At 57.7% G+C, this 25,256-nt stretch carries 24 protein-coding genes and 1 pseudogene; 6 read left to right on the top strand and 19 right to left on the bottom strand.

Annotated features, from left to right (window positions below; all coding sequences use genetic code 11):
- Positions 1–29: 29 nt before the first annotated feature.
- Together ABS758_RS12495 and ABS758_RS12490 are read left to right on the top strand one after the other, a co-directional pair.
- Complete coding sequence (locus tag ABS758_RS12495; protein WP_350383203.1) at positions 30–992, top strand: ABC transporter ATP-binding protein; 963 nt, start codon at positions 30–32, stop codon at positions 990–992.
- Positions 992–1,753 carry an ABC transporter permease gene (locus tag ABS758_RS12490; RefSeq protein ID WP_350383205.1) on the top strand — a complete coding sequence of 254 codons (762 nt, stop codon included), beginning with the start codon at positions 992–994 and terminating at the stop codon, positions 1,751–1,753. The genes ABS758_RS12495 and ABS758_RS12490 overlap by 1 nt, the downstream gene beginning before the upstream one ends.
- A gap of 28 nt (positions 1,754–1,781) precedes the next feature.
- On the opposite strand, the gene ABS758_RS12485 is transcribed toward ABS758_RS12490, so the two are convergent.
- Positions 1,782–2,909 carry an aminotransferase class V-fold PLP-dependent enzyme gene (locus tag ABS758_RS12485; protein WP_350383207.1) on the bottom strand — a complete coding sequence of 376 codons (1,128 nt, stop codon included), beginning with the start codon at positions 2,907–2,909 and terminating at the stop codon, positions 1,782–1,784.
- Between the two features lie 152 nt (positions 2,910–3,061).
- Between ABS758_RS12485 and ABS758_RS12480 the strand changes: the two genes are divergently transcribed.
- Both ABS758_RS12480 and ABS758_RS12475 read left to right on the top strand, forming a co-directional pair.
- Complete coding sequence (locus ABS758_RS12480) at positions 3,062–4,345, top strand: EAL and HDOD domain-containing protein (RefSeq protein WP_350389095.1); 1,284 nt, start codon at positions 3,062–3,064, stop codon at positions 4,343–4,345.
- A gap of 27 nt (positions 4,346–4,372) precedes the next feature.
- Positions 4,373–5,584 (top strand): benzoate/H(+) symporter BenE family transporter, encoded by a 1,212-nt coding sequence (locus tag ABS758_RS12475; RefSeq protein WP_350383209.1) that lies wholly within the window; start codon positions 4,373–4,375, stop codon positions 5,582–5,584.
- Positions 5,585–5,621: 37 nt separating this feature from the next.
- Here the strand turns inward: ABS758_RS12475 and ABS758_RS12470 are convergent, their stop codons facing one another.
- The 14 genes and pseudogenes from ABS758_RS12470 to ABS758_RS12405 all read right to left on the bottom strand — a co-directional run bounded on the left by ABS758_RS12470 (position 5,622) and on the right by ABS758_RS12405 (position 18,951).
- Entirely contained in the window at positions 5,622–7,514 is a 1,893-nt protein-coding gene (locus ABS758_RS12470) for an FAD-dependent monooxygenase (protein WP_350383211.1), read from the bottom strand.
- Positions 7,515–7,629: 115 nt separating this feature from the next.
- Complete coding sequence (locus ABS758_RS12465; protein ID WP_350383322.1) at positions 7,630–8,205, bottom strand: hemerythrin domain-containing protein; 576 nt, start codon at positions 8,203–8,205, stop codon at positions 7,630–7,632.
- A gap of 45 nt (positions 8,206–8,250) precedes the next feature.
- Positions 8,251–8,949: pseudogene (locus tag ABS758_RS12460) on the bottom strand (ABC transporter ATP-binding protein); the annotation flags it as partial.
- Positions 8,942–9,691 carry an ABC transporter ATP-binding protein gene (locus ABS758_RS12455; protein ID WP_350383212.1) on the bottom strand — a complete coding sequence of 250 codons (750 nt, stop codon included), beginning with the start codon at positions 9,689–9,691 and terminating at the stop codon, positions 8,942–8,944. The gene ABS758_RS12455 and the pseudogene ABS758_RS12460, both read right to left, overlap by 8 nt.
- The gene (locus tag ABS758_RS12450) at positions 9,688–10,737 is read right to left on the bottom strand and encodes a branched-chain amino acid ABC transporter permease (protein ID WP_350383214.1); all 1,050 of its coding nucleotides are present in this window, start codon (positions 10,735–10,737) and stop codon (positions 9,688–9,690) included. The genes ABS758_RS12455 and ABS758_RS12450 overlap by 4 nt, the downstream gene beginning before the upstream one ends.
- Before the next feature lie 15 nt (positions 10,738–10,752).
- On the bottom strand, positions 10,753–11,607 hold the full coding sequence (locus tag ABS758_RS12445) for a branched-chain amino acid ABC transporter permease (protein ID WP_417277319.1): 855 nt from the start codon (positions 11,605–11,607) through the stop codon (positions 10,753–10,755).
- A 58-nt stretch (positions 11,608–11,665) separates the two neighbouring features.
- Positions 11,666–12,838: an ABC transporter substrate-binding protein gene (locus ABS758_RS12440; protein ID WP_350383216.1), complete on the bottom strand. Its 1,173-nt coding sequence runs from the start codon at positions 12,836–12,838 to the stop codon at positions 11,666–11,668.
- A gap of 38 nt (positions 12,839–12,876) precedes the next feature.
- Positions 12,877–13,836, bottom strand: a complete 960-nt coding sequence (locus ABS758_RS12435; RefSeq protein ID WP_350383217.1) for a Gfo/Idh/MocA family oxidoreductase — start codon at positions 13,834–13,836, stop codon at positions 12,877–12,879.
- Positions 13,836–14,702, bottom strand: coding sequence for a class III extradiol dioxygenase subunit beta (locus tag ABS758_RS12430; protein ID WP_350383218.1), 867 nt, complete (start codon positions 14,700–14,702; stop codon positions 13,836–13,838). Before ABS758_RS12430 ends, ABS758_RS12435 begins: the two co-directional genes overlap by 1 nt.
- Complete coding sequence (gene ligA, locus ABS758_RS12425; protein WP_350383220.1) at positions 14,699–15,091, bottom strand: protocatechuate 4,5-dioxygenase subunit alpha; 393 nt, start codon at positions 15,089–15,091, stop codon at positions 14,699–14,701. Before ligA ends, ABS758_RS12430 begins: the two co-directional genes overlap by 4 nt.
- Before the next feature lie 3 nt (positions 15,092–15,094).
- Complete coding sequence (locus tag ABS758_RS12420; protein ID WP_350383223.1) at positions 15,095–16,012, bottom strand: amidohydrolase family protein; 918 nt, start codon at positions 16,010–16,012, stop codon at positions 15,095–15,097.
- 9 nt (positions 16,013–16,021) lie between these two features.
- A complete protein-coding gene (ligK, locus tag ABS758_RS12415) occupies positions 16,022–16,717 on the bottom strand; it encodes a 4-carboxy-4-hydroxy-2-oxoadipate aldolase/oxaloacetate decarboxylase (protein WP_350383225.1) in 696 nt (231 codons plus the stop codon).
- Positions 16,718–16,738: 21 nt separating this feature from the next.
- Positions 16,739–17,767 carry an amidohydrolase family protein gene (locus ABS758_RS12410; RefSeq protein WP_350383325.1) on the bottom strand — a complete coding sequence of 343 codons (1,029 nt, stop codon included), beginning with the start codon at positions 17,765–17,767 and terminating at the stop codon, positions 16,739–16,741.
- A gap of 38 nt (positions 17,768–17,805) precedes the next feature.
- Positions 17,806–18,951 (bottom strand): 4-oxalomesaconate tautomerase, encoded by a 1,146-nt coding sequence (locus ABS758_RS12405; RefSeq protein WP_350383326.1) that lies wholly within the window; start codon positions 18,949–18,951, stop codon positions 17,806–17,808.
- 138 nt (positions 18,952–19,089) lie between these two features.
- On the opposite strand from ABS758_RS12405, the gene ABS758_RS12400 reads away from it, so the two are divergent.
- On the top strand, positions 19,090–20,001 hold the full coding sequence (locus ABS758_RS12400) for a LysR family transcriptional regulator (RefSeq protein WP_350383227.1): 912 nt from the start codon (positions 19,090–19,092) through the stop codon (positions 19,999–20,001).
- A gap of 30 nt (positions 20,002–20,031) precedes the next feature.
- On the opposite strand, the gene ABS758_RS12395 is transcribed toward ABS758_RS12400, so the two are convergent.
- The 4 genes from ABS758_RS12395 to pobA all read right to left on the bottom strand — a co-directional run bounded on the left by ABS758_RS12395 (position 20,032) and on the right by pobA (position 24,260).
- Positions 20,032–20,931 carry an NAD(P)-dependent oxidoreductase gene (locus tag ABS758_RS12395; RefSeq protein ID WP_350383230.1) on the bottom strand — a complete coding sequence of 300 codons (900 nt, stop codon included), beginning with the start codon at positions 20,929–20,931 and terminating at the stop codon, positions 20,032–20,034.
- Positions 20,932–20,997: 66 nt separating this feature from the next.
- Positions 20,998–21,990, bottom strand: coding sequence for an aldo/keto reductase (locus ABS758_RS12390; protein ID WP_417252462.1), 993 nt, complete (start codon positions 21,988–21,990; stop codon positions 20,998–21,000).
- A gap of 82 nt (positions 21,991–22,072) precedes the next feature.
- Positions 22,073–23,044 (bottom strand): PDR/VanB family oxidoreductase, encoded by a 972-nt coding sequence (locus ABS758_RS12385; protein ID WP_350383232.1) that lies wholly within the window; start codon positions 23,042–23,044, stop codon positions 22,073–22,075.
- 37 nt (positions 23,045–23,081) lie between these two features.
- The gene (gene pobA / locus ABS758_RS12380) at positions 23,082–24,260 is read right to left on the bottom strand and encodes a 4-hydroxybenzoate 3-monooxygenase (RefSeq protein ID WP_350383235.1); all 1,179 of its coding nucleotides are present in this window, start codon (positions 24,258–24,260) and stop codon (positions 23,082–23,084) included.
- A 118-nt stretch (positions 24,261–24,378) separates the two neighbouring features.
- Between pobA and ABS758_RS12375 the strand changes: the two genes are divergently transcribed.
- Complete coding sequence (locus tag ABS758_RS12375; RefSeq protein WP_350383237.1) at positions 24,379–25,254, top strand: helix-turn-helix domain-containing protein; 876 nt, start codon at positions 24,379–24,381, stop codon at positions 25,252–25,254.
- Positions 25,255–25,256 lie beyond the last annotated feature (2 nt).

Genomic DNA, 25,256 nt, shown 5'->3' with positions numbered 1-25,256 from the left:
AAACGCTCAGTGGATGTCAGTCACCCGATATGTCAGATTCTGAAGATACACGCCCCGTTCGTTCCCCGGATCCTGTGATCGATATCCACTTGCTGGAAAAAACCTATGCCTCCGGCCACCAGGCGCTGCACGCCGTGAGCCTGAGCATCCAGCGGGGTGAGATCTTTGCTCTCCTGGGCCCTAACGGAGCGGGCAAGACCACCCTGATCAGCATCATCTGTGGCTTGGTGAACCCCAGTGGCGGTTCTGTACAGGTAGCCGGCCACGACATCGTGCGCAATTATCGCGAGGCACGCCAAGCCATCGGGCTGGTGCCCCAGGAGCTGACCACCGACGCGTTTGAAACCGTATGGGATACCGTCTGCTTTACCCGTGGCCTGTTTGGCAAATCGCCCAACCCGCAGCGCATTGAAGAGATCCTGAAATCCTTGTCGTTATGGGAGAAACGTGACAGCCGGCTACTGACCCTGTCGGGTGGCATGAAGCGGCGTGTGATGATTGCCAAGGCCTTGTCACACGACCCCACCATTTTATTTTTGGACGAACCTACCGCCGGGGTTGATGTGGCCTTGCGCAAGGATATGTGGAATCTGGTGAGATCCCTGCGTGCCACCGGCGTCACCATTATCCTCACCACACACTACATCGAAGAAGCCGAAGAAATGGCCGATCGTATCGGCATCATCAACCAGGGCCGCCTGCTGCTGGTTGAAGAAAAAGCCAGGCTGATGCACCAATTGGGACAAAAACGCCTGATCCTGCATCTGGCACATCCACTGACGCAACTGCCTGAAGCCCTGAAAATCTGGTCATTGACGCTTGCGCCTGACCAGCACACCTTGTACTACCGATACGAATCCACCGATGCCGGCAAGGGTGTGCCTGCACTGTTGTCGGCCGTGCAGTCTGCCGGACTGGTGTTGGCCGATCTGGACACCGAACAGCGCTCCTTGGAAGATATTTTCGTAGACCTCATCCGGAACCCCAATTGATGAACTGGCCCGCAATCTATGCTGTCTACCGTTTCGAGATGGCCCGTACCTGGCGCACGCTGATGCAAAGCATCATTGCGCCGGTCATTTCAACCTCTCTTTATTTCGTGGTGTTTGGCACTGCGATTGGATCGCGCATCCAGGAAGTGGGCGACGTCAGCTATGGGGCATTTATCGTGCCTGGCCTGATCATGCTGTCTTTGCTGACGCACAGTATTTCCAATGCCGCGTTTGGTATTTATTTTCCGAAATTTACCGGCACCCTGTATGAGATCCTGTCGGCGCCCATGTCCTATCTGGATATCTTGCTGGGATACGTCGGTGCGGCAGCCACCAAATCAGTGTTGTTGGGGATCATCATCCTGGCAACTGCCACACTGTTTGTGCCCCTGAGAATCGACCACCCCTTGGCGATGGCTGCCTTTATGGTGCTGACGGCACTGACGTTCAGCCTGCTTGGTTTCATTATCGGCATTTGGGCGGACAACTTCGAAAAACTGCAGTTTGTGCCGCTGCTGATCGTAACCCCCCTGACCTTCCTGGGGGGCAGCTTCTATTCAATCGATATGCTGCCGCCCTTTTGGCAGCAAGTGACCTTGCTCAATCCGGTGGTTTACCTGATCAGCGGGTTTCGCTGGAGTTTCTTCGGCCTGGCAGACGTAAACGTATGGCTTAGCCTGGCCATGACACTGGTGTTTTTGGCTGTTTGCCTGGTGACAGTGGCCTGGATTTTCCGCACAGGCTATCGCCTGCGGCCCTGATACCAAGGTCGTCAGGCGTTGCCTGCCCTTACGCCATGCGATCCAGCGCCTTTGCAAGTGACTCGACCGTGCGCGGAATGTTGTGCAGCTTATCGAGGCCAAACAAACCAAGGCGGAACGTCTTGAAGCCTTCAGGCTCGTCACAAGCCAGCGGCACTCCGGCGGCGGCTTGCAAGCCCGCCTCTGCAAACTTGCGGGTGGAGTGGATGCCATCGTCCGTGGTGTAGCTCACCACCACACCCGGCGCTTCAAAGCCCGGGGCTGCCACACTTTTAAAGCCCCGTTCGCGCAACAGGGCGCGCACGGCATCACCTAACTGCTGCTGCTCGGCCTTGACGCGGTCGTAGCCATAAGCGTGTGTCTCGGCCATGACGTTGCGCAAGATAATCAGAGCATCCGTTGGCAGTGTGGTGTAGTAGGCGTGCCCGCCTTTCTCGTAGGCTTCCATGATCCCCAGCCATTTGCGCAGATCACAGGCAAAGCTGGTGCTTTGGGTGGATTCGATGCGCTCACGGGCGGTTTCACTGAGCATCACCAGCCCGCAGCAGGCAGATGACGTCCAGCCCTTTTGAGGGGCGGAGATCAGCACATCGGCGTGCACATCACGCATATTGACCCAGATGGTGCCCGATGCGATGCAATCCAGCACAAAAAGGCCACCTTCCTCGTGCACTGCATCCGCCACCTGGCGAATGTATTCTTCGGGCAGCATGATGCCCGACGCGGTTTCAACGTGTGCGGCAAAGACAACGTCGGGTTTGAATTCGTGAATCGCAGCCACGACATCCTGGACGGGAGGCGGGGCAAAAAATGCCTGCGCACCGGACTCGATGGGACGCGCTTTCAGGACACACGATTCGGAGGGGATATTGCCTGCTTCAAAAATCTGCGTCCAGCGATAGCTGAACCAGCCGTTGCGAATCACCAGGCAGCGTTTATTGGTGCCAAACTGGCGGGCAACCGCCTCCATGCCGAAGGTGCCACTCCCCGGAATCACAATCGCCGAGTGAGCACCATAAACGCTTTTGAGCGTCCGGGAAATATCCCGCATGACTTCCTGAAAGGACTGAGACATGTGGTTCAATGCGCGGTCGGTGTAGACCACCGAGTATTCCAGCAGACCTTCTGGGTCTACCTTGGGTAGCAATCCTGGCATGGGTATCTCCGGTTTATCAACCTCCCGATTGTAGACTTACCTATAATGTCCTGCGCGATGGGTGAACGCATGCAGCCAACCATTGCACAATAAGATAAAGATCAGCGGGGCAGGATGCCGTACGGTTCCGGCTCAACACCACAAGATACACAATGGAGACCAGCCTGATGGCCGAGCAGGACACCCCCAAGGAACAAGAAACACCCCCAGCCGCACCCCCTCCTTTTTTGATCCGACGAGAGCCTGTTCTCAATAAGGATCAGGGCCTGCACGGATATCGTCTCCGTATTCTATGGACAGATCCACAACACCCCGGCGCTGACGCCGGCCTGGCCGTCATGCAGGCCGCCCGAGAGTACGGGATCAACCAGCTGCTGGCATACGCCCCCCACTGGATTGATGCAACACCGGCCCTGCTGCAAAGCACAATGGCCGTCATGCTTCCGCGCAACCGCTGCTATCTCGAGTTTCCCGATATCCTCGACCTCACGCCTGAGCTCATCCAGGCGCTGCAAGGCTTGGCACATGGCGGCTTGGGCTTCAGCCTGCGCGGCGACCTTGCCGCACAACCCGAGCGCAGCAGCCTGCTGCCATTTGTCAAAGTGGTGGGGTTTAACTCCGCCATCAGCACCAAGGCTGATATATTTAAACAAAGCTTTCAGCATAAGCAGGCAGGGCGGTTGTTGCTGGCCATTGATCCACCCGACAAAGCCACGCTGGATAATTTTCTGCTGCTGGGCTTTACCTTGTACGCAGGCCAGTGGCCACGCGACCTGGTCGCCGCCACCACCTTATCTGTCCGCCAAAATACCTTGCTCAATCTGGTGTCCCTGATCATGGGCGAAGGCGAAACCCCCGAGATCCAGCGCTGTCTTGAACAAGACAGCGAGCTGGTCAAGATCTTGCTGGATATGGTGAATACACCAGCCTATGGCTTAAGCCAGGAAATCACCTCCCTGCCCCAGGCCATCATGCTGCTGGGGCGCCGCGAGCTTCAGCGCTGGATACAGGTGCTGATGTATACCGAGACCGGCCGGCCCACCGGCTATCTGTCTCCCGCCCTGATCCAGGCCAGCGCGCGTGGGCACTTCATGGAGGCACTCTCCAAGCAAAGATACCCAGACCAAGCCGTCCGGGCAGAGTCTGCCTTCACGACAGGCATACTGTCAGTGATCGACCAAATGTTTAACGGCACAATGGTCGATCTGCTGCAACAGATCCAACTGGACGTGCCTATCCGAGACGCCCTGCTGCACCGCACGGGCCTCCTGGGTGATGAACTTCGGCTGGCCACACTGCTGTTTCCCTCGGATCGCGACCAGACAGAAGACCTCGCGCCATTGCTAAACAACTTGCAACAGACAAGCAGCCAGATTGCACCGCTGGTACAGGATGCCTTTACCTGGGCACATGGCATCACCCGCGCCGCACCGTAATTATTTGCTGATGTCTGGCTGTCCGACATGAAACCACCAAGCCCAAAGCCGGCCGCTTCTGCCTTTTCCCGGCTTGGTGCCTGGTTCAAGATCTCACACCTGTCAGCCGGTTTTATTGCGGTGCTGGTGGGTTATACAAGCTCTGTCGCCATCATCTTTCAGGCAGCCAGCGCAGCAGGCGCACAAGATGCACAACTGGCTTCATGGATGTGGGCGCTGGGCATCGGCATGGGGCTCAGCTGTGTCGGGCTGTCACTGGCCTGGAAAGCACCGGTACTCACAGCATGGTCTACCCCGGGAGCCGCCCTGCTGGCCACCAGCCTTGGCGATATCGGGCTATCCCAGGCCATTGGTGTGTTTATCGTCAGCTCCGCGTTGATCACCCTGTGTGGTATGACAGGCTGGTTCCAGAAAATCATGAACTGGGTACCCCACCACCTGGCCTCAGCCATGCTGGCCGGCATCTTGTTGCGCTTCGGGATGGACCTGTTTACCTCATTGCAAGCGCAACCCGCTTTGGTGTTTGTCATGGTAGCCACCTTTATCCTTGCCCGGCGATTGTTGCCCCGCTACAGCGTGCCACTGGCCTTGCTGGCCGGGATGGCGATGGCCAGCCTGCAAGGCCAGTTGCCCCTGGGAGGTCTCGACTGGGCACCCGCCCATCCTGTATGGATGGCACCATCGTTTTCAGTCTCTGCCCTGATCGGTGTCGCGCTACCTTTGTTTATTGTCACCATGACATCACAAAACGTGCCTGGCCTGGCAGTGCTCAGGGCCAACGGCTACAGCCACGTGCCTGCATCCCCACTGATTTCCTGGACAGGCCTCACGGGCATTATTCTGGCGCCGTTTGGCGGCTTTGCCTATAACCTGGCCGCCATCACGGCTGCCATTTGCATGAGTCCGGATGCGGATCCCGACTCACGCGAGCGCTACAAGGCTTCGGTGTGGGCCGGTATTTTTTATTTTTTGACAGGCATCTTCGGCGCCACGGTAGTCGCCCTGTTTGCAGCCTTTCCACAAGAACTGGTAGCGGCCATCGCAGGCCTGGCCTTGCTGGGCACGCTAGGCAGCAGCGTGCACGACGCGCTGGCCATACCCGCTCATCGGGAATCCGCTCTCATTACCTTTCTGGCCACTGCTTCCGGAATGAGCTTGCTGGGTATCGGCAGCGCCTTCTGGGGTCTGGTGATCGGGATGGTGTGCCATCTGGTCTTGCAACACAGGCGGCACAGCTAAAGAAGCAAGATCTCTATAGCTGCCCGCCGCCCATGGTTCAAGACTGGCGGCTGGTAAACCCGCCGATAAATTCGCCCAGTCGGGCAGTCGCCGACAAGGGCAATACATGGGCCACATACTGATCAGGCCTGACCAGCACCATCGCACCGTCCCGATCAATCTGGCGCTGCGCAAAAATATCGTCGCCCGGCAATACCGAGTACACCCGCTCGTAGTCTGTCAGGCCAAACTGTCCCACGGCGGGCTTAAAGACGGCCGGCACCTGGTTAATGTCGATTTCTGTGTGCAGTTGCTGGTAGATGACAGACAGGTCGAACCAGGCGTTTGCATCCAGCCCGCCAGGTGTATAGCCACGCAAAGGCGACTCGGCTGCATTTTGCAGCCAGTCGGCCAGAGTGCGCATCGCCTCGGATTGCCCCGCCGCAGCCCGATCTGCAAACACATACAGGCGCCACCGGCCATCGGCACGGGCTTCATGGCCCATATGCAATGCCACGCCGTCAGCAACTCGCGCAACCATCGCCGATCGGAAGCGCCGGCCAATGGGGTAGCCCGAGGCCAGGCCCGCATACTCACCCTCGCCCGCAATCATGGACGGCGGATAGCATGTCATAAAGCCTTGAGCAAACTCGGTAATCTGCAAATATGCTTCTTCGAGGGCCTGGGGGCTGGAAAAATCTTCCGGGCGCTTTGCCAGGATCGATGCCCAACGCTTGTCAAAACGGATGATGTCCTCGCCCACCACCTGACGCTCACCAGAATAGGTATGCAAAAGGCTGGCAGGGCTGCGGCCTTGCAACACATGGGCCAGCTTCCAGCCCAGATTGAAGCCATCCTGCATGGAGACATTCATCCCCTGCCCGGCTTTGGCACTGTGCGTGTGGCTGGCATCACCCACGATAAACACCCGTGGCGTACGTGTGCCGATTTCTGCCGGCGGCACGTCATCAAAGCGATCACAGACCCGATGCCCAACTTCGTAGACACTGAACCACGCCACATCCCTTACATCCAGGTTGTAGGGGTGCAGGATTTTCCTGGCCTGGGCAATCACCTGATCGACAGACGTTTTACGCACTGCGCCACGATCTGACGGATCAACCTCTCCAAGATCGACATACAGCCGGAACAAATGCCCGCCTTCACGCGGGATCAGCAAGATACTGCCTTCCTGGTCTGACTGAATGGCGCACTTGATCCGGATATCCGGAAAGTCCGTGACTGCCAGCAAATCCATGACACCCCAGGCATGATTGGAGGAATCTCCGGCCGGCGTGCAACCAATGGCTGCACGCACCCGGCTGTGGGCACCATCGGCTCCCACCACAAACCTGGCATGCACAATCCGGGTTTCATCCGGTGCATCAGCGCTTTTTTTAAGCAAGGTAACCTTAAGCGGATGCGAGCCCGTCTCTGTGCGCTCAATCGACTGAAATTCGTACCCCCAGTCGGTTTGCATACGTGTGGGAGCAAAGGCCATTGCCTCTGAGAAATAATCCAGCACACGCGCCTGATTGACGGTGATATGGGGATATTCGCTGACATGATTGGGATCTTCCAGCACTCGGGATGTCCGGGCAATCCGGGTCGGATCCTTGGGGTCCGGTTTCCAGAAGGCTGTTTCAACCACCCGGCAGCCTTCGGCCACGATGCGGTCAGCAAAACCGAAGGCTTCAAAGGTCTCGACACTGCGCGGTTGGATGCCGTCGGCCTGCCCGACTTCCAGGCGGCTGGCCCGACGATCCACGAGGCGGGTGGTAATCTCGGGAAACTGGGCCAGCTGTGCCGCCGCCACGACACCTGCCGGCCCTGCGCCGACGATCAGAACATCCATATGATCCGGCAACTCGGCAGGACGGTTTAACCCGGTGCCAGCAGCAGGCTGAATGCGCGGATCCGCAGAAACGTATCCCTGATGATGAAACTGCATAACATATCTCCAAGACCCTGTCCGTCAGCGGCGGCACTTTGAACCTGCGCCCGCAGCCGTGCACCCAGGATGATGCGTGCTTCCCGAGGGAACCTTTGCCAATTGAACAAAAAAATCAGATTGAATGCGGGCTACCTACCCCAATAGGCGCAGGCGCCAGTCTGGCGATTTGGCTGAAGAGCTGCGCATACTGATTGTCCGGGCCCGTCCAGGGATCACCGTTACGGGCAAAATCCTGATCGATGGCGTGCCATTCGTCGGGTACAAAATATTTGCGCGCAGCCGGCAGGATATGGCGCTCTTCGGTACCCATGTGGTCCCATTCTTCTGTCATGTAGGTATTCACGGCATCCCGGAATCCTACAAAACCGGATGCACCAGCCTGCATGTAATGCACCAAGGCACGGTCCAGCTCGCTGGTGGCTCGCAGCGTGTCCTGATGCTGCGCCTCCAGGCGATCCAGATGCTCGTCCTGCTCTTGTGTTTTAGTACGCAACAGCGCAAAGATCTGTTCTTCCTTGGGATGATGCAGTTTGTCCGGCATCTCTGCGATGTACTCGATCAGGCTGGCCAGCAAGATGAAATCCGGCGCCAAACGCCCGGCCTCGATTCCTTTGACAACGGCCGAGAGCGCATTCAGGACGGCTGCGATTGCGCGATGTTCATTGCGAATTGCTTCAATCGCAGGCATGGATTCGGGCACAGGCGCAACAGTATCGCTGGAGGAGTGTGCTGAAGCGGCCCCCAGCCAGCCATCCAGGCGCTCGCGATCTTGCAGCAACTCGGCACAGTCACCGGCATACACGATCCGGCCACGTTCAAGCACCAATGCCCGGCGCATGATGGGCAAAATCTGACGGGCATGCTGCTCGACCAGAATCACAGCCATGCCGCCCTCATGCACCATGCGATCGATAATGTGTAAAAGCTCTTGGGCAATCAGTGGTGCCAGGCCCTCAAGCGGCTCATCCAGCAGCAACAACCTGGGATTAAGCATCAAGGCGCGTCCCATTGCCAGCATCTGTTGCTCACCCCCCGAGAGTTGATTACCCAGATTGGCCCGCCGCTCTTCCAGACGAGGAAACAGCTCGTAGACCCGTTTGAGCGTCCATTGCCCTGGCTGGGCCACCACGGTGAGATTTTCTTCGACGGTGAGCGATTTGAAAATGTCCCGCTCTTGCGGCACCCAGCCTAACCCGGCCCTGGCCCGGCGATGGCTGGAAACCTGCGCAATATCCTTGCCCTGATAGAAGATTTTCCCCTGGCGCAGCCGGGTTGCCCCCATCAGAGTGGCCAGCAGGGTTGTCTTGCCCATGCCATTGCGTCCCAGCAACGCAAGGCTGTCGTTTTGCTCTAGTGCAAACGAGATATCTTCGAGGATGACAGCATCCCCGTATCCCGCCCATACGTTCTCCAGGCGCAACAGTTCAGTCATGGGATTCTCCCAGGTACACCTCTTTGACGCGCGGATGCCGGGCGATCACGTCGGGCGTGTCTTCGACCAGCAAGGCACCAGACACCAACACAGAGATACGGTCAGCAAACTGGAAAACCAGATTCATGTCGTGCTCGATCAGGAGAATCGTGACATCCCGCGGCAACTGGGCAATGGTTTCAAAGAGCTCCTGACTCTCGCTGGTGGGCACACCGGCAGCCGGCTCGTCAAGCAACAGTACTTTGGGCTGCATTGCCAGGGCCAGTGCGATTTCGATCAGACGTTGGCGTCCGTAAGCGAGACTGCGGGTTTCTTCGTATGCATCAGGCAAGAGCTTCAGGCGATCAAGAATGCTGGCGGCCTCGTCAACAACCTCGGCCTGCCTGGCCAGTGGGTTCCACCAACGCGTACCCAAACCGTGGCGCTCGCTGACAGCCAACACAACGGACTCCAGTACCGTCATCTCGGGAAACAACTGGTTGATCTGGAACGTGCGCACCAGCCCCTGACGGCAACGCTCGTGCTGCGCCATCTGGGTCACATCAGCCCCCATTAGTGAAACCCGGCCAGAAGTGGGCTCCAGATAGCCTGTCAGCAAATTGATCAGGGTGGTCTTGCCTGCCCCATTGGGGCCAATCAAGGCATGACGGGCGCCGGACTCAACCGTCAGATTGACGTGGTCAGTCACCACAAACCCGCCAAACTTCCGGACTAAATCCTGTGTTTGCAGCGCGGCAGTCATTGGGACATCTCCGCAGGATTGCGTGACTGGGCCCGCTGATGGGAAGATCTGACCCAGGCTTTGGCAGTACCCAGGATGCCTCCACGGGCAAAGAGTACGATCAGCACCAGAATTAGGCCAAGCCAGAACAGCCAGTATTCGGGGTTCATATCCGACAGGAAATAATGAAGCAGGACGTAGGCAATCGCGCCAATCAGGCCGCCATACAAATGACCGGCCCCACCCAGGATCAAGATCAGCAGCAAGTCGGCCGAGCGCTGAAAGCCAAGTACATCAAGGGAGACAAACTGATTGGTTTGCGCCAGCAAGGCACCAGCAACGCCGGCATAGGCTGCACCGATGGTGTAGATCTTCACCAGGCGCCGATTAACCGGCACACCCAACGCGGGCATGCGCAACGCGTTTTGGCGAATACCCCGCAGGCTTTGGCCAAACGGAGAATGCACCAGACGACGTGCCACCCAAAACAACAGGAACAGCACCACGACCGAGTAGATGTAACCTGTTTTACCGTAAAGGTCGAAATCGAACAGCCCTAAAATCGGTTTGATTTCGATTCCCGGCATACCATCGACTCCGCCGGTGATATTGGTGAGCTTATTGGCAAGCTCGTAGATCATGAGCGCCACGCCCAGGGTAACCATCAGGCGGGACAAATCATTGCCACGCAACAACAAAAAACTGCTGAAAAAACCAATAATGCCGGCAAAGGCAGCCCCCAGCACGAGGCCTAAAAGGGGATCGCCCCAACCATGCGAACCCAGCAGGCCCACGGTATAGGCACCCACCCCAAAAAAGGCTGCATGGCCCAGCGAAATAATGCCGGCGTACCCAAAGATGAGATCGAGCGATACGGCAAACAAGCCAGTAATGGCAATCTGGGTGAGCAGCAGGTAATTGCCGGGAAAGGCGAAATACGCCAGTATCGGGAGACACCAGAATATATATTCGAGGGGTTTCCATCGCGTGCCGGCACGAAACCTGGCCAATGGATCTTGTGCCAGGCCCGTGCGCCGGGGCTCTGCGGTACGAGTAGCAGACGTCATGATCTGTCGGGCCTCTTATTTGTGAGCATGACCAAACAGGCCATGGGGACGATAAATCAGGCTGGCCACCATCACCGCGTAAATAATGAAGGCACCAATTTGCGGGATGTAATACTTGCCCACGACATCGGCCACACCAAGCAGGATGGCGGCATACAAAGAACCAAGAATGTTTCCGCTACCGCCCACGGACACCACAATCAGGAAATAAACAAGATATTTAACTGGAAACTCAGGATCCAGGCCCAGCATCTGCACGCCCAACGCACCGCCCAGGCCGGCCAGCGCAGAACCCAGCGCAAAGGTAAGGCTGAACACCCGATTGACGTCGATACCCATGCCACGAGCTACCCGCTGGTTATCAACGGAAGCCCGCAAGCGCGCGCCAAAAGATGTTTTGATAATCGACCACTGCAACAGAACCGCAACCAGCAATCCGACCACCACCAAAAACAGACGATAAACACCGATATCCATGCCCGGCAAATGAATCTGGCCCAACAGGTAATCGGGCAAATGCAGAGGCTGCTGCTGCGCGCCAAATGCATAATGGGCCGCAGCCACCGCCATAAACACCAGCCCCAGAGAAAACAGAACCTGATCGAGATCAGACGAGGCATACAGGCGGCGATAAAGCGTACGCTCGAGAATGGCGCCCACAACTGCGGGCACCAGAATGGCCGCCGGCAAGGTGGCCAAAAACGGCACACCATAGTTGTTGAGCAAAATGACGCAGACATAGCCGCCCAGCATGGCAAACGCGCCATGGGCCAGATTGACGAAATTCATCAGGCCCAGGGTGACGGACAAGCCCACACTGATTAAAAACAGCAGCATGCCCGAGGCAATGCCATCAAAGAGAATAGTCATGATTCATCCCGAAGGGTGAGACGGGCAGCCCCACAGGCTGCCCGCTGGCTAAAGAGGCTTATTGCTTGCCCGGATCCTTCACCGCTTCAAACGTGGCGAATTCGACGTTCTGCAGGGTGCCATCCACGCGCTCGAGCTTGCGGATGTACTCATTTTGAATAATGTCACGTGTGTCCGGATCGATCTGTACCGGACCCCGCGGGCTTTCCCATTTCATGCCCTTGACGGCCGCAATAAAGGCATCACCGCTGGCATCGCCTTTAGTTTTCTCAAGTGCCTGATAAATGAGGTGCATGCCGTCGTAACCACCCACCGACATGAAGTTGGGGCGATCCTTGGGATAGGCTTTGGCATAGGCGGCTGTAAATGCCTTGTTGACGGCTGAATCATGTGCCTCGGAGTAATGGAACGCAGTGACCATGCCAAGGGCCACATCCCCCAGCGCAGCCAAAGAAGCCTCGTCGGTCATGTCGCCCGGGCCCATCTGCTGGATACCCAGCTTGTCCAGGCCCAACTCGCGGTAACCTTTCATGAGCGCCACCATCGAGCTGCCTGGCGGCACAAAGAAGAAGGCGGCATCGGGTTTTTCATCCTTGATGCGTTGCAGAAACGGCGAGTAGTCGGTGGTCATCACCGGCGTACGCACGCTGCCAACCACCTTGCCACCCAGGCTGGTGAAGGTCTTCTTGAAGTACTCTTCGGCATCATGGCCTGGGCCGTAATCGGCCACCAGGGTGTAGGCAGTCTTGAACTTGTTATCGTGCGCCCACTTGGCCATCGCCCAGGCCCCTTGCGGCAGAGTCATCGACACGCGAACAATATACGGCGATTTTTCGGTGACAGAGGATGTTGCCGCATTCATCACAACCATCGGCACCTTGGCTTCGGTGGCCAGCGGCGCAGCGGAAAAAGCGTTAGGCGTCAGATCAAACCCCGCCAAGATATCCACTTTTTCCTTGATCAGCAGCTCTTGCGCCTGCCGTTTGGCAATTTGCGGCGCAATACCGGTATCGTCCCGGATCAAAACCTTGACCTTGCGGCCTGCAACCGTATCTCCGTGCTCGGCCATATACAGATCAATGCCTTCGCGAATCTGTTTGCCATAATCGGCAAATGGGCCGGACACCGAGAGCACAACGCCAATTTTGAGGTCGTCAGCGGCTTGTGCCGGATTGCTGAATGCCAGGGCTGTACCCAAAACCAGGGCCCCGGCTTTAAATGCTGATTTCATGTCTCTCTCCTGAAAGGTTTTTAGAAGGGTATGGCACATCAGGCCCGCAATTGTTGCTCGAGCTGATGCAGGACGCGATAGCATGGCAGCACCTGCGCTACGCTGGCATTGGGTTCACGCCCTTCACGGATCGCCGCAAAAAATTCACGGTCTTGTAATTCGATGCCATTCATGGATACCGCCACCCGACTGACATCGATGGTTTCGTCGCGCCCGGTAATGAGATCATCGTAGCGGGCAATATATGTTGCGGTATCCCCGATATAACGAAAAAACGTACCCAACGGGCCATCGTTGTTGAAACTGAGCGACAGCGTGCAAAGGGCGCCACTGGCAGCCTTCAGCTGTACCGACATATCCATGGCAATACCCAACTGCGGATGGACAGGCCCCTGCATCGCATGCGCCTGAACAATAGGGCTATTGCATTGATAAGCAAACAAGTCGACCGTATGAGCGGCATGGTGCCACAACAGATGATCTGTCCAGCTGCGAGGCTGACCCAGTGCATTCATGTTGGTACGGCGAAAGAAATACGTTTGTACATCCATTTGCTGGATGTTGAATTGCCCCTGCTGCACCCGCTGATGCACATATTGGTGGCTGGGATTAAACCGTCGCGTATGGCCACACATGGCTACCTTGCCCATTTTGGCCGCCGTTGCCACCAATGCTTCGGCATCTGCCAGCGAATCAGCCATCGGGATCTCAACCTGTACATGCTTGCCCGCCTGCAGGCACGCCATTGCCTGCGCAGCATGCATCTGGGTAGGGGTACACAAAATAACGGCATCAATATCCTTGCGGGACAACACCTCATCGAGCTCGGTGGTGGCCTGCTCGATGCCGTATTTTTGCGCAACCGCACGCGTCTTATCGAGATCGCGGCTGACCAGCGCCACCACATCCACGTCATCGATGCGGGCAATGCCGTCCAGATGCTTGATCCCGAACGCACCAGCGCCTGCCAGTGCCACCCTGAGTGTTTTCTGCGACATTACTGTTCCTCCAGAATCAGGTGCCCAACCGCCGTATTGGACGCAGGCACATGATAGAAACGATGCACCAGACGTGGCGCCGGGCCACCAGCCACATCAGCCATGGCACCGCGTGCAATCAGCCACATCACCAGCTCGATGCCTTCCGACCCTGCTTCACGCACATAATCAATATGCGGCACCCGGGCCTGCACGGCCGGATCGCTGATCAGCTGATCAAGAAACGCATTGTCAAACTCGCTATTGATCAGGCCGGCCCTGGGGCCCTGCAATTGGTGGCTCATGCCGCCCGTGCCCCAGATCTGCACATTAAGGGGCTGATCGTAGCTTTCGATAGCACGACGGATCGCCTGCCCCAACTGAAAACAACGCTGCCCGGACGGCACGGGGTATTGCACCACATTGACTGCAAACGGAATGACCGGGCACGGCCAGGCATCGGGCTGCCCACACATCAACGACAAGGGCACGGTGAGGCCGTGATCCACATCCATTTTATTGACGATGGTGAGGTCGAAATCCTGCTGGATGACCGATTGTGCAATATGCGAGGCAAGCTCGGGGTGACCGACAACTTTGGGCACAGGGCGAGCCCCCCAGCCTTCGTCGGCCGGTTGAAACTCGGCGGCGCAGCCAATGGCAAAGGTAGGAATGAAATTGAGATCAAATGCAGTGGCGTGGTCGTTGTAAACCAGAAAAATAACATCCGGCCGGTTTTCTTTCATCCATTGACGCGAAGGATCGTAGCCCTTGAACAAGGGCGCCCAATACTCGTTGCCTGATTTGCCCAGATCGAGTGCGGCGCCAATGGCCGGCACGTGCGAGGAATAAACGCTCGCTGTAATGCGTGCATGGGTTTGGCTCATGGCTTGTTTTCTCCGATTTTGCGGTTACCCTCGACAGACCGGCCACCGGACAGCATCATGGCAGCGTATTCTTCTTGAGTCATACCTGTCATGCTGGCTGCCATGTACTGAAACGAACGACCATCCGTGGCACCCAGTTTGGCCAGAAAATAAATATTGCCACCCAATGACAGGCAACGGTTCAGATCCCGGGCCAGCACAGCCTGCTTTTGCTCTTCGGACATCGGCCATTCGTCGACATAGGCTCTTTCGTCAGCCAGGAAGCGCTCGCGATTGGCCGCCTTCATGAGCGACATGCAGAATTGATTGAGGTGATACCCCTTGCGGGACTGATCGGCATCAAAGATCGTGGTACCCGGGATATCGGTATAGGGCTTGTTCAGGGACATGGCTTACCTCCAGTACAAGCGGTTGGGATTATCGACCAGCAGCTTACGCTGCAGCTCGGCTGTTGGCGCAATCTGCGGGATGTAATCCACCAGCAGACCATCGTCAGGCATATGGGATTTCAGGTTGGGGTGGGGCCAATCGGTGCCCCACAACACACGATCCGGAAACGACTGAACCAATTGACGGGCAAAGGGCACCACGTCGCGGTAGGCGTATTGTTCGCCATTCAGTGCAGGAGGCCCCGACTGACTCAGGCGCTCGGGACAACTGACTTTCGTCCAGATATTCGGATGCTCTGCCAGCAAGCGCACAAAGCGCTGAAACTCGGGCCCATCTACCGGCTGGGTGACATCAGGGCGACCCATATGATCCACCACCACAGTAGTGGGCAAGCGGGTGAAGAAGTCGTAGAGCTCGGGAAGATCCTTGGCCTCGAAGTACACCACCACGTGCCAGCCCAATGGCGCAATACGCGCAGCAAGCTCAGCCAGTACCTCAGGTGGAGTGAAATCAGCCAGGCGCCGCACAAAATTGAAACGTGTGCCACGCACACCAGCTTCGTGCATGGCCTGCAATTCGGCATCGGTCACATCCTGACCGACTGTGGCGACACCGCGAGCCCGGCCTCCCGAGGCCTCCAGCGCATCAAGCAAGGCACGATTATCCGTACCGTGGCAGGTGGCCTGCACAATCACGTTTTTCTCAAAGCCCAGGTGGTCGCGCAGGGCAAACAAGGCCTCTTTGGGGGCGTCGCATGGGGTGTATTTGCGCTGCTGCGCATAGGGAAACACATCCCCTGGCCCAAACACATGGCAATGCGCATCCACCGCCCCTGCGGGCAATTGAAACCGCGGTTTGCTGGGGCCAGCGTAATAATCCAGCCAGCCAGGTGTCTTGACGAAAGATTCTGCCAGACTCATAAGAGATCCTTAGTCGATATAGGTAAGGCCGGCTTTTTCCAGGCCTTCACGCATTTTGTAGTAGTCCAGCCCCAGCACGCCGGATGCAAAGATCTCCCGTTTTGCGGTTTCGTTGTCTTCGCGGGCCTGGGCCTTGGCGGCCACCTGCGCTGCCACAGCAGAAGGCACCACCACGACACCATCGGTATCCGCCACCACGACATCACCCGGCATCACCTGGGCTCCGGCACACACCACCGGGATATTGACCGATCCCAGTGTGCCCTTGACCGTACCCTTGGCACTGATGGCCCGGCTAAAGACCGGGAAGTTCATCGATTCCAGGGTGTCGACATCTCGCACGCCACCATCGATGATGAGCCCCCGCGCACCACGCGCCTGGTAAGAGGTAGCCAGGAGATCGCCGAAGTAGCCGTCGGTGTTGTCGGTGATGCACGCCGCCACCACGACATCACCCGGCTTGATCTGCTCGGCGGCCACATGCAGCATCCAGTTGTCGCCCGGCTGTAGCAGCACGGTGACGGCAGTGCCGCACATGCGTGCCCCCCGCCAGATTGGCCGCATGTATGGCTTCATCAGGCCCACGCGCCCCATGGCCTCATGAACCGTCGCCACACCAAAGTGGGACAACGCTTCTACGACAGCAGGATCGGCCCGGTTGATCGAGCGATGCACAATACCAAGCTGGTTCAGGGGGGTGTTCATGGTCAGTAATCTCCAAAAAACTTACAAGCCGCGGGCTTTCAGGGCCGTATCCAGGCGTGGATAGACTCGCCGGACGTTGCCCTCGTAGATCTGAAAGCGATCAGCCTCCGACAAGGTGGTGGCGGATTCGATGTAGCGCTTGGTGTCATCAAAATAATGCCCGGTTTCGGGGTCGATCCCCCTGACTGCACCGATCATCTCTGAGGCAAACAGCACGTTCTTGACCGGAATCACACGGGTAAGGAGGTCGATGCCCGGCTGGTGATAGACGCAGGTATCAAAATAGATGTTGTTCAGCAGATGCTCATCGAGCAAGGGCTTTTTAAGTGCCTGGGCCAGCCCGCGGAAGCGGCCCCAGTGATACGGCACTGCACCACCCCCATGGGGCACCACAAAACGCAGCGTGGGGAAATCACGGAAAAGATCCGAGGTGAGGCACTGCATGAATGCCGTGGTATCGGCATTGAGGTAATGCGCACCCGTGGTATGAAAACACGCATTGCAGCTGGTGGACACATGAATCATCGCCGGGATGTCGTATTCGACCATCTTCTCGTAGATGGGATACCAGGAGCGGTCGGACAGCGGCGGTGACGTCCAGTGACCACCAGAGGGATCGGGATTGAGATTGATCCCGACTGCCCCGTACTCCTTCACGCAACGCTCAAGCTCGGGGATGCATGTGGCGGGATCCACTCCTGGTGACTGCGGCAGCATCGCGGCCATGGCGAAGTGCTCAGGGAACAGGGTTGAGACCCGATGGCAGAGTTCGTTGCAGATGGCCGACCACGTGCTGGAGACTTGAAAATCACCAATGTGGTGGGCCATGAAGCTGGCACGTGGCGAAAAAATGGTCAGGTCCGAGCCCCGTTCTTTCATGAGACGCAGCTGGTTGGACTCGATGCTTTCTTTAAGCGCATCATCCGAAATCTGGAGATCGGACACTTTGGGTGCAAGGGCCGGATCCTGAATGCCAGCGATCTGGCGTTCACGCCAATCCGCCAGTGCCTGAGGCGCCGTGGTGTAGTGCCCGTGGCAATCAATGATCAGGGGTTTTCGACTCATGACAATATCCTTTTAAAAACAAGTCAGGCGGCATTGCCGCCCGCGGGCCAGGCACCTGCCGGAATCATGACTTCACCCCGCATGATCAGGCGAGCCGTGCGCAAAAGCGCCGCCCGGACGATCTTCTGGGGGTCTTGTGCATCCAGCTCGAGCTCGACCGTGAATTCGCCACTGGGGTGTTCGATGGAAACCGCCTTGCGCCGCCCTGTCGGCAGTTGTGCCAGGGCATGCGGCACGGCGCCATCCAGCACACAGGCCGTACCCACGGTGACCGCCGCCAATACGCCAATGGCCTCGTGACAGACATACGGAATAAAGCAACGCGTGTTGATGGCCCCACCCGCCTGCGGTGCGGAAACCAGCGTCATTTTTGGATAGTTGCGATCCGTGACATCACCCAGGCCCATCATGGCCGCCGTTTTCAGGCGCAAGGCCTCGATACGGGCCTTGAGTGCCGTATCTGCATTGAGCTCGGCCGGTGTTTCCCGGCCAGTGCAACCCAGATCGGCCGCTTTGAACAGCACCAGAGGCATACCGTTATCGATACAAGTGACATCAAGCTCGAACGGTGGAAAATCGGCCCCCACCGGTGGTGTTATCCGCACGTGATCGCATACATTACCAGTGGGCAACAGGCCATCACACACCGAACCCGCCGTATCCAGAAAGTTGATGGTGATCGGCGCAGATGTGCCTGGTACACCGTCGATACGGGCCTGGCCTTCGTAGCACACCTGGCGCCCATCAGACGTATCGGGTGTCAATACTGTGATGTCGCACTGCATGCCGGTATTGCGCGTCAGGACGCGAACCGTGGTTTCGTCACCCTGTGCCTGAATCAGGCCGCGCTCGAGGGCAAACGGCACCACAGCGGCCAGCATATTGCCGCAATTGGCCGTGGTATCCACGGTGTCACGGTCGGGCTGAAGTTGAGCAAACAGGAATTCGAGGTCGACACCCGGTGTGGTGCCAGCACGAACAATCCCAACCTTGCTGGTCAGCGGATGCGCACCGCCCAGGCCATCGATCTGCCGGCGATCGGGCGAGCCCATCACCGCCAGCAGCACACGATCGCGTGTTGCGGTATCTTGCGGCAAGTCGTGCTCTAGAAAGAACGGGCCACGGGATGTACCACCACGCATGAAAAGAGTTGGGACAGGCTTTTGCATTACTTCACCAATCATGTCAACGTGAACCTATTATGGGCGGATCTTCTTCAGAGATTAAGTCCACCCGCCCACTACCTGCTATATCAAATTGATATAATCGTACGGTTGATATAACGGATTATAGGGGTAAACCCTAAGATGGATCTGAAACAACTGGAGTATTTCACCCGGGTCGCCGAACTTGGCAGTTTTACGCAAGCCTCTCATGCACTGGACATTGCCCAGCCAGCCCTGAGCCGGCAGGTTCGGCTGCTGGAGGTTGAGCTCCGCCAGAATCTGCTCAACCGCAATGGGCGTGGGGTGACCACCACCGAGGCCGGCAAGCTTTTGCTGGCACATTGCCGCGGCATTTTGCATCAGGTAGAACGTGCCAAAGAAGACATGGGCCGTGTACAAGGCGCTCTGGCAGGCCGGGTGGCACTGGGCATCGCACCCAGTGCATCCAAAATGCTTACCGTGCCGCTGACGCGACAGTTTCGCAAGCAGCTGCCCAATGCAACGCTGTCCATCAGCGAGGGGCTTTCGCTGATGATGCAGGAATCCCTGCTGGCCGGCCGCCTGGATATCGCCCTGCTATACAACCCAACGGTGTCGGCCGAGCTCGATCTCCGCCCCCTGACCAGCGAGCGTTTATATCTTGTGAGCCCCAAAGGGCCCCACCCCTCGGAGGCACCCATCTCTTTGAACACATTGGCCGGCATTCCTCTGGTGATTCCCAACCGGCCACATACCATACGCATGCTGCTTGAGTCGCAACTGACGCAAATCGGCCAGCGTCCTAATATCCGCCTGGAAATTGACGGGGTGGCGGCGATTCTGGATCTGGTGGCAGACGGCGCCGGCTATGCGGTTCTTAGCGAGCACGCTGTGACGACATCCGCGCAACCCGACCGATATCACATCCGGCCAATTGCCGAGCCCAGCCTGTACAGCCAGCTATACCTGGCCACGGCATCCGGCCGGATCACAACCCTGACGCAGCAGGCTGTGCTGGACCTTATTCACAAAACCATACAAACCGTTTACCCGCCCGCCATGATTCAAAGCTGACACATCACGCAAAGACATCACCGGCAGGCGTCAGGACGAGTTTTTGGAAGAGGCAATCAGACAATCGGCATAGGCTTGCCAGCCGGCTTTGGCCGGCAAAGACTGAAACACGCCTTCAGCAGCCTGCCCTGCCACCCAGTCTTGCTTTTCGGCTGTTGCAGCAGCCATCCAGGGCTCGAAGCCCGCTTCATGAACGGTATTGGCCACCTCGCGCATCTCTTCGGCGCGACGACGCCCGTGCTGCACAACACGGCTGAAAAAATATCGGCCCTGCTCCGTCCAGTCGATCGACGGAAAGGTTTCCTGCAGCGTTGGCAGCACGTAATCCTCGACTCCATACGCACGCGCGGTGGTGTAGCTTTCAATCACCAGCGCCTCCAGGCCTTTGATCATCACGCTGCGGCACATCTTGATGGCTGAGGCCACACCGAGCTCTGGTGAAACCACTTTGGCATCCATGCCCATGGCAGTGAGTTGCCCGGCCAGCGTCTCTGCATACGCGCCTCCCAGCAACATCGGCACGCGGATGCCGTAAGGCGGCACGGACGTCATGACGCCTGCCTCTACGTAATGCCCACCTGCAGCTTCGATGAGTGCAGCAGCCTGGCGCTTGGCACCGGGAGATGCCGAGTTCAGATCAAGAAAGACGGTACCCGCCTGCAAGTGTGCCGCTGCTTCCTGGGCAACCGCCACCGTATTGGAGGCCGTCACGGCGGAGATCAGCAGATCGCTTGCCGCACAAAGATCAGCCATCGAGCCACTCAGGATAATCCCGTTTTCAGCCGCCTTGGCCTTTAGCGGCGCAGCACTGGCCACCGTGGCCAATTTGAGATCCCAGGCGCATACCGCTTGCAGTTGCGGCACCAGCCCGGTACAAAAAATACCGCCGACTTCACCATAACCAATCATGCCCAAGCGCATCTGTTGCATATGTCCTCCTTGACGTTGCCAGGCCCGCATCCCATCCGCATATCGGCAGGACGGCACAGGGCCGGACTAAAACTGTTCCGTGTCTATTTCCAGCTGTGATGCCGGCGCGTAGCGCTCTCCGGCAATTTGACTCGGCTGAAAGAAGGCAGAGATCACCTGATCAAGTGCCGGGCTGATGGCCACCTGCGCCGCAGCCAGATTTTCTTGCAGGTGCCGGACATTGCAGGTGCCGGGAATCGGGATAATGTCGGGGCCCTGGTGCAGCAGCCAGGCAAGCGCCAACTGGCCAGACGTGCATTGCAGCGTCCGGGCGTGGTCTTGAAGCCAGCGCAACAACACCTGATTACGTGAAAACGCATCCGGCTGAAACCGGGGGTGGCGGCGTCGCATATCGGTCTCGGGCAACGCGTCTGGTGAGGGCACCCCACCGGCCAGGAACCCTCGACCCAGCGGGCTGAATGCCACCAGAGCGGCACCAATATCGCGGCAAGCCTGCAGCACAGCAATTTCGACATTACGCGTCCAGAGCGAGTACTCGCTTTGAACGGTAGCAATCGGATGCACGGCATGGGCCCGGCGCAAGGTTTCAGCGGATACTTCGGACAGCCCCAGATACCGGATCTTGCCCGCCTGGACGAGATCGGCCAATGCGCCGACGCTGTCTTCGATAGGAACCGATTTATCCCAGCGATGCAGGTAGTAGAGATCGATGACATCGGTGCGCAAGCGCTGCAGGGAGTCTTCGCAGGTTTTACGCAGGGTCTCAGGCCGGCCATCGATACGGCGCATGCCGTTTTCACGAAAAATCCCGCATTTGCTGGCCAGAAAGAACTGCTTGCGATGGGGTGCAAGCACCTGGCCCAGTAGCGTTTCATTGGCACCGAAACCATACAAGGCTGCGGTGTCAAACAGGGTGACACCTTGCTCAAGCGCCGCGAGCAGCAAGGCTTCTGCCTGATCGTGCACTGCAGCCGGGCCATAACCGTGGCTGAGGCCCATGCATCCCAGCCCAATGGGAAACACCGGATTACCGGCAATCGTACGTGCGTCTGTCATCATGCTCCGATTATCGGTGCAAGCGCCAAATGAAGTAAACCGGCAGGTAGATCTATCAGCTATAGCAATTGGCTATCGCACCTTGCTAGAGGTCTAGAATCAGCCGCGGCGTACGCGCTCGTGAGCAACAGGGAGTGAACTGGTCATTGGCTGCATGTTCTTCATCTGTCAGGTAGGTGTCCCGGTGATCCGGCACACCCTCGGTGATCCCTGTCAGGCAAGTGCCGCAGATACCCTCCTCGCAGGATACCGGGATAAAAACCCCCTGACGGTCGAGCGCAGAGGTGATCGATTCGTCGGCGGGGATCTGGAAGATCTCCCCCGTACTGGCCAGTTGCACTTCAAATGCAACATCCTGATCGGTAATGACAGGGCGATCGGCTTCGCCCAGCGCAAAACGCTCGACGTGCACCTGGGCATCCGGCAAGCCGGCCTGCCGCACCTGCCCACATACATAATCGATATAGCCGGCAGGCCCACACACAAATACATGGGTGTCAGCCAGGGGCTGGGCAGACAATACACCGCGAATATCCAGTGTCTTGGCGGGATCGTCATCAAAATACAGTGCCACCGCATCCGCAGGAAACTGCTGCAGTTGGTCGAGGAAGGCGGCGCGCACCTGGCTACGGCTGCTGTAGTGCAGCTGAAAGGGCACCTTGGTAGCATGCAGCTGGCGCGCCATACACAACAATGGCGTGATGCCAATGCCTCCGGCAAACAAGAGCGTACGGGCCGCCGGGACCAGGCTGAAATGATTTCTGGGTGCACTGATTTGCAGCAGGTCGCCTGCCTGGACAAGATCGTGGATAGCCTGCGAACCGCCCCGCGACTGAACCTCACGCAAGACCGCAATCTGGTAATCCGTGCAAACGGTACTGTCACTCAGCAAAGAGTATTGCCGAATCAGCCCGCCAGGCACATGCACATCGACATGGGCACCTGGCGAAAAAGGCGGAAGATCCTGGCCATCCAGCGCACGGAGGTCGAGACACACAATATCCTGGGCCACGACACGCTTCTGGCTGACCTGCACGGTAATCAAAGGAGTATCCATGCCTGCCATTATCGCGCGAAAATCTCCTGAGGCAGGATCAGACCACGGGCTCGTAAGGTAAACCAACATAGTTTTCGGCAATGGTGGTCAGCCCTGCCTGAGTACTGGTGTAGTAATCCTGTTCGGCCCGCTGGATACGCTGACTGAAGGGATCGCTGTCAAATACATGCAACAGGGACGTCATCCACCAGGAAAACCGCTCGGCTTTCCAGATGCGCCGCAAACAGATCTCCGAGTAACGATCCAGACGCTCGGGGTGGCCCTCAAGACAGGCGCCCCGCAAACCGTGGTACAGGGTATAGACGTCACTTGACGCCAGATTCAGCCCTTTGGCGCCGGTGGGCGGCACAATATGTGCGGCATCCCCCACCAGAAACAGCTGCCCAAAGCGCATGGGCTCGGCCACAAAACTGCGCAAGGGCGCAATGCTTTTTTCAAACGAAGGCCCTGTCTGCAACTTGGCAGCCAGATCCGCCGGCAGGCGTGCCGACAGTTCCGTCCAGAAGCGGTCGTCCGACCACTCTTCGACGTGCTCGGCCAGGCTGCACTGCAGGTAATAGCGGCTGCGCGTACGTGAGCGCATGCTGCACAAGGCAAAGCCACGCGGATTATGAACGTAGATGAGCTCTTCTTCAACCGGCGGTGTGTCCGTCAGCAAACCCAACCAACCAAACGGGTAGACCCGCTCAAACGAGTGGATGCGATCGGCCGGTACCGACTTGCGAGCCACCCCATGAAACCCGTCACAACCAGCGATATAGTCACACTCAAGCGTGTGCTGCGCACCCTGGTGCTGAAATGTCACCCTGGGCTTGCCATCAAGAAAATCATGCAGTTGCACGTCGGTCGCTTCGTAGTAGATAGGAGCGCCGTTTTTCTGACGCGCCGTCATCAGATCATGCGTAACTTCTGTCTGGCCATACACCAATACCGACTTGCCGGTGAGCGCCTTCATGTCCACGCGATGGCGTCCATCCTGAAAAGCCAGCGTAAAGCCCTCATGGTCCAGGCCGTGGCGATCCATATGCTCGGACACTCCCGCCTCGCGCATCAGCTCGACAAAACCATACTCCAGCACCCCAGCCCGAACCCGGCTCAAGACGTATTCGGGCGTGTGTCGCTCGAGTATGACGTTATCAATGCCGCAACGATGCAGCAATTGCCCCAACAACAGGCCTGATGGCCCTGCCCCAATAATGGCAACCTGTGTCTTCATGATGCGTCTCCGTTTATCTGCAACCTTATCGTGAAGGTTGCGCTTGATCTGTGAGGATTCCATCTTGACAAGTTGCACACTGTTTTGGAATGAACTTTTCAAGCATAAAATTACCAATATGAACTATTTTCAGGGCGCCCCTCTTTTCCAGCTATACGGGGAACAGGACAGCTGGCCACTGGCAGAAATGCTGCACTGCGAAACTATTGCTTCGCGCAGCCGCTTGCACGATTGGCATATCCGGCCCCATCACCATGCGGGCCTTTACCAGATTTTGTATCTGCACAAAGGGCGTGCCGCGGTCAGCCTGGACGGCGTGCGGCATGTGCTTCAGGGGCCTGCGGCGCTGGAAATCCCCCAGGCCTTTGTGCACGGCTTTGAGTTTGAGGCTTGTTGTACCGGCCATGTCATCACCATCACACATGCGCTTTTGACACGCCTGGTGCAGCAACTGGGGCCCACAGCAACACCGCCATCAGAACCGGTCATTCATCGCTTCAGCCCGCAGGATCATGACCGCAGCCTGCAAGAGGCATGCACCCAGCTGCATTTGCAGTACGGCGCCCATCAGCCTTTCAGGGATGCCCGGATACAGGCCTGGCTGACGCTGCTATATACCCGACTGCGGAGCTCTCCGGCCGAAGGCACACTGCAACGACAAACACAGCGCGGCCTGCAGCACTATGTGCGGTTTGTAAATCTGCTTGAGCAGGCGCATTGCCAGCACCATATGGTGGCCTGGTACGCCCGGCAGCTGGGTTTAAGTACCACCCATCTGACACTGCTTACCCGGGCGCACGCCGACAAAACCCCCTTGCAAATGATTCACGCCCGACTGGCGCTGGAAGCCAGCCGCAGCCTGGTGTACACCACACTCAGCATTAGCGAGATTGCCGACACACTGGGCTTCTCAGAGCCCGCGCATTTCACGCGATTTTTCCGCAAAACAGCCGGAGTATCCCCCCGCAATTTCCGCCTGAACATCTTGCAATAACA

The organism is Castellaniella sp. FW104-7C03 (genome assembly GCF_040276085.1).
GTDB lineage: Bacteria > Pseudomonadota > Gammaproteobacteria > Burkholderiales > Burkholderiaceae_B > Castellaniella.
This window is presented reverse-complemented; position numbering and strand designations above follow the sequence as displayed.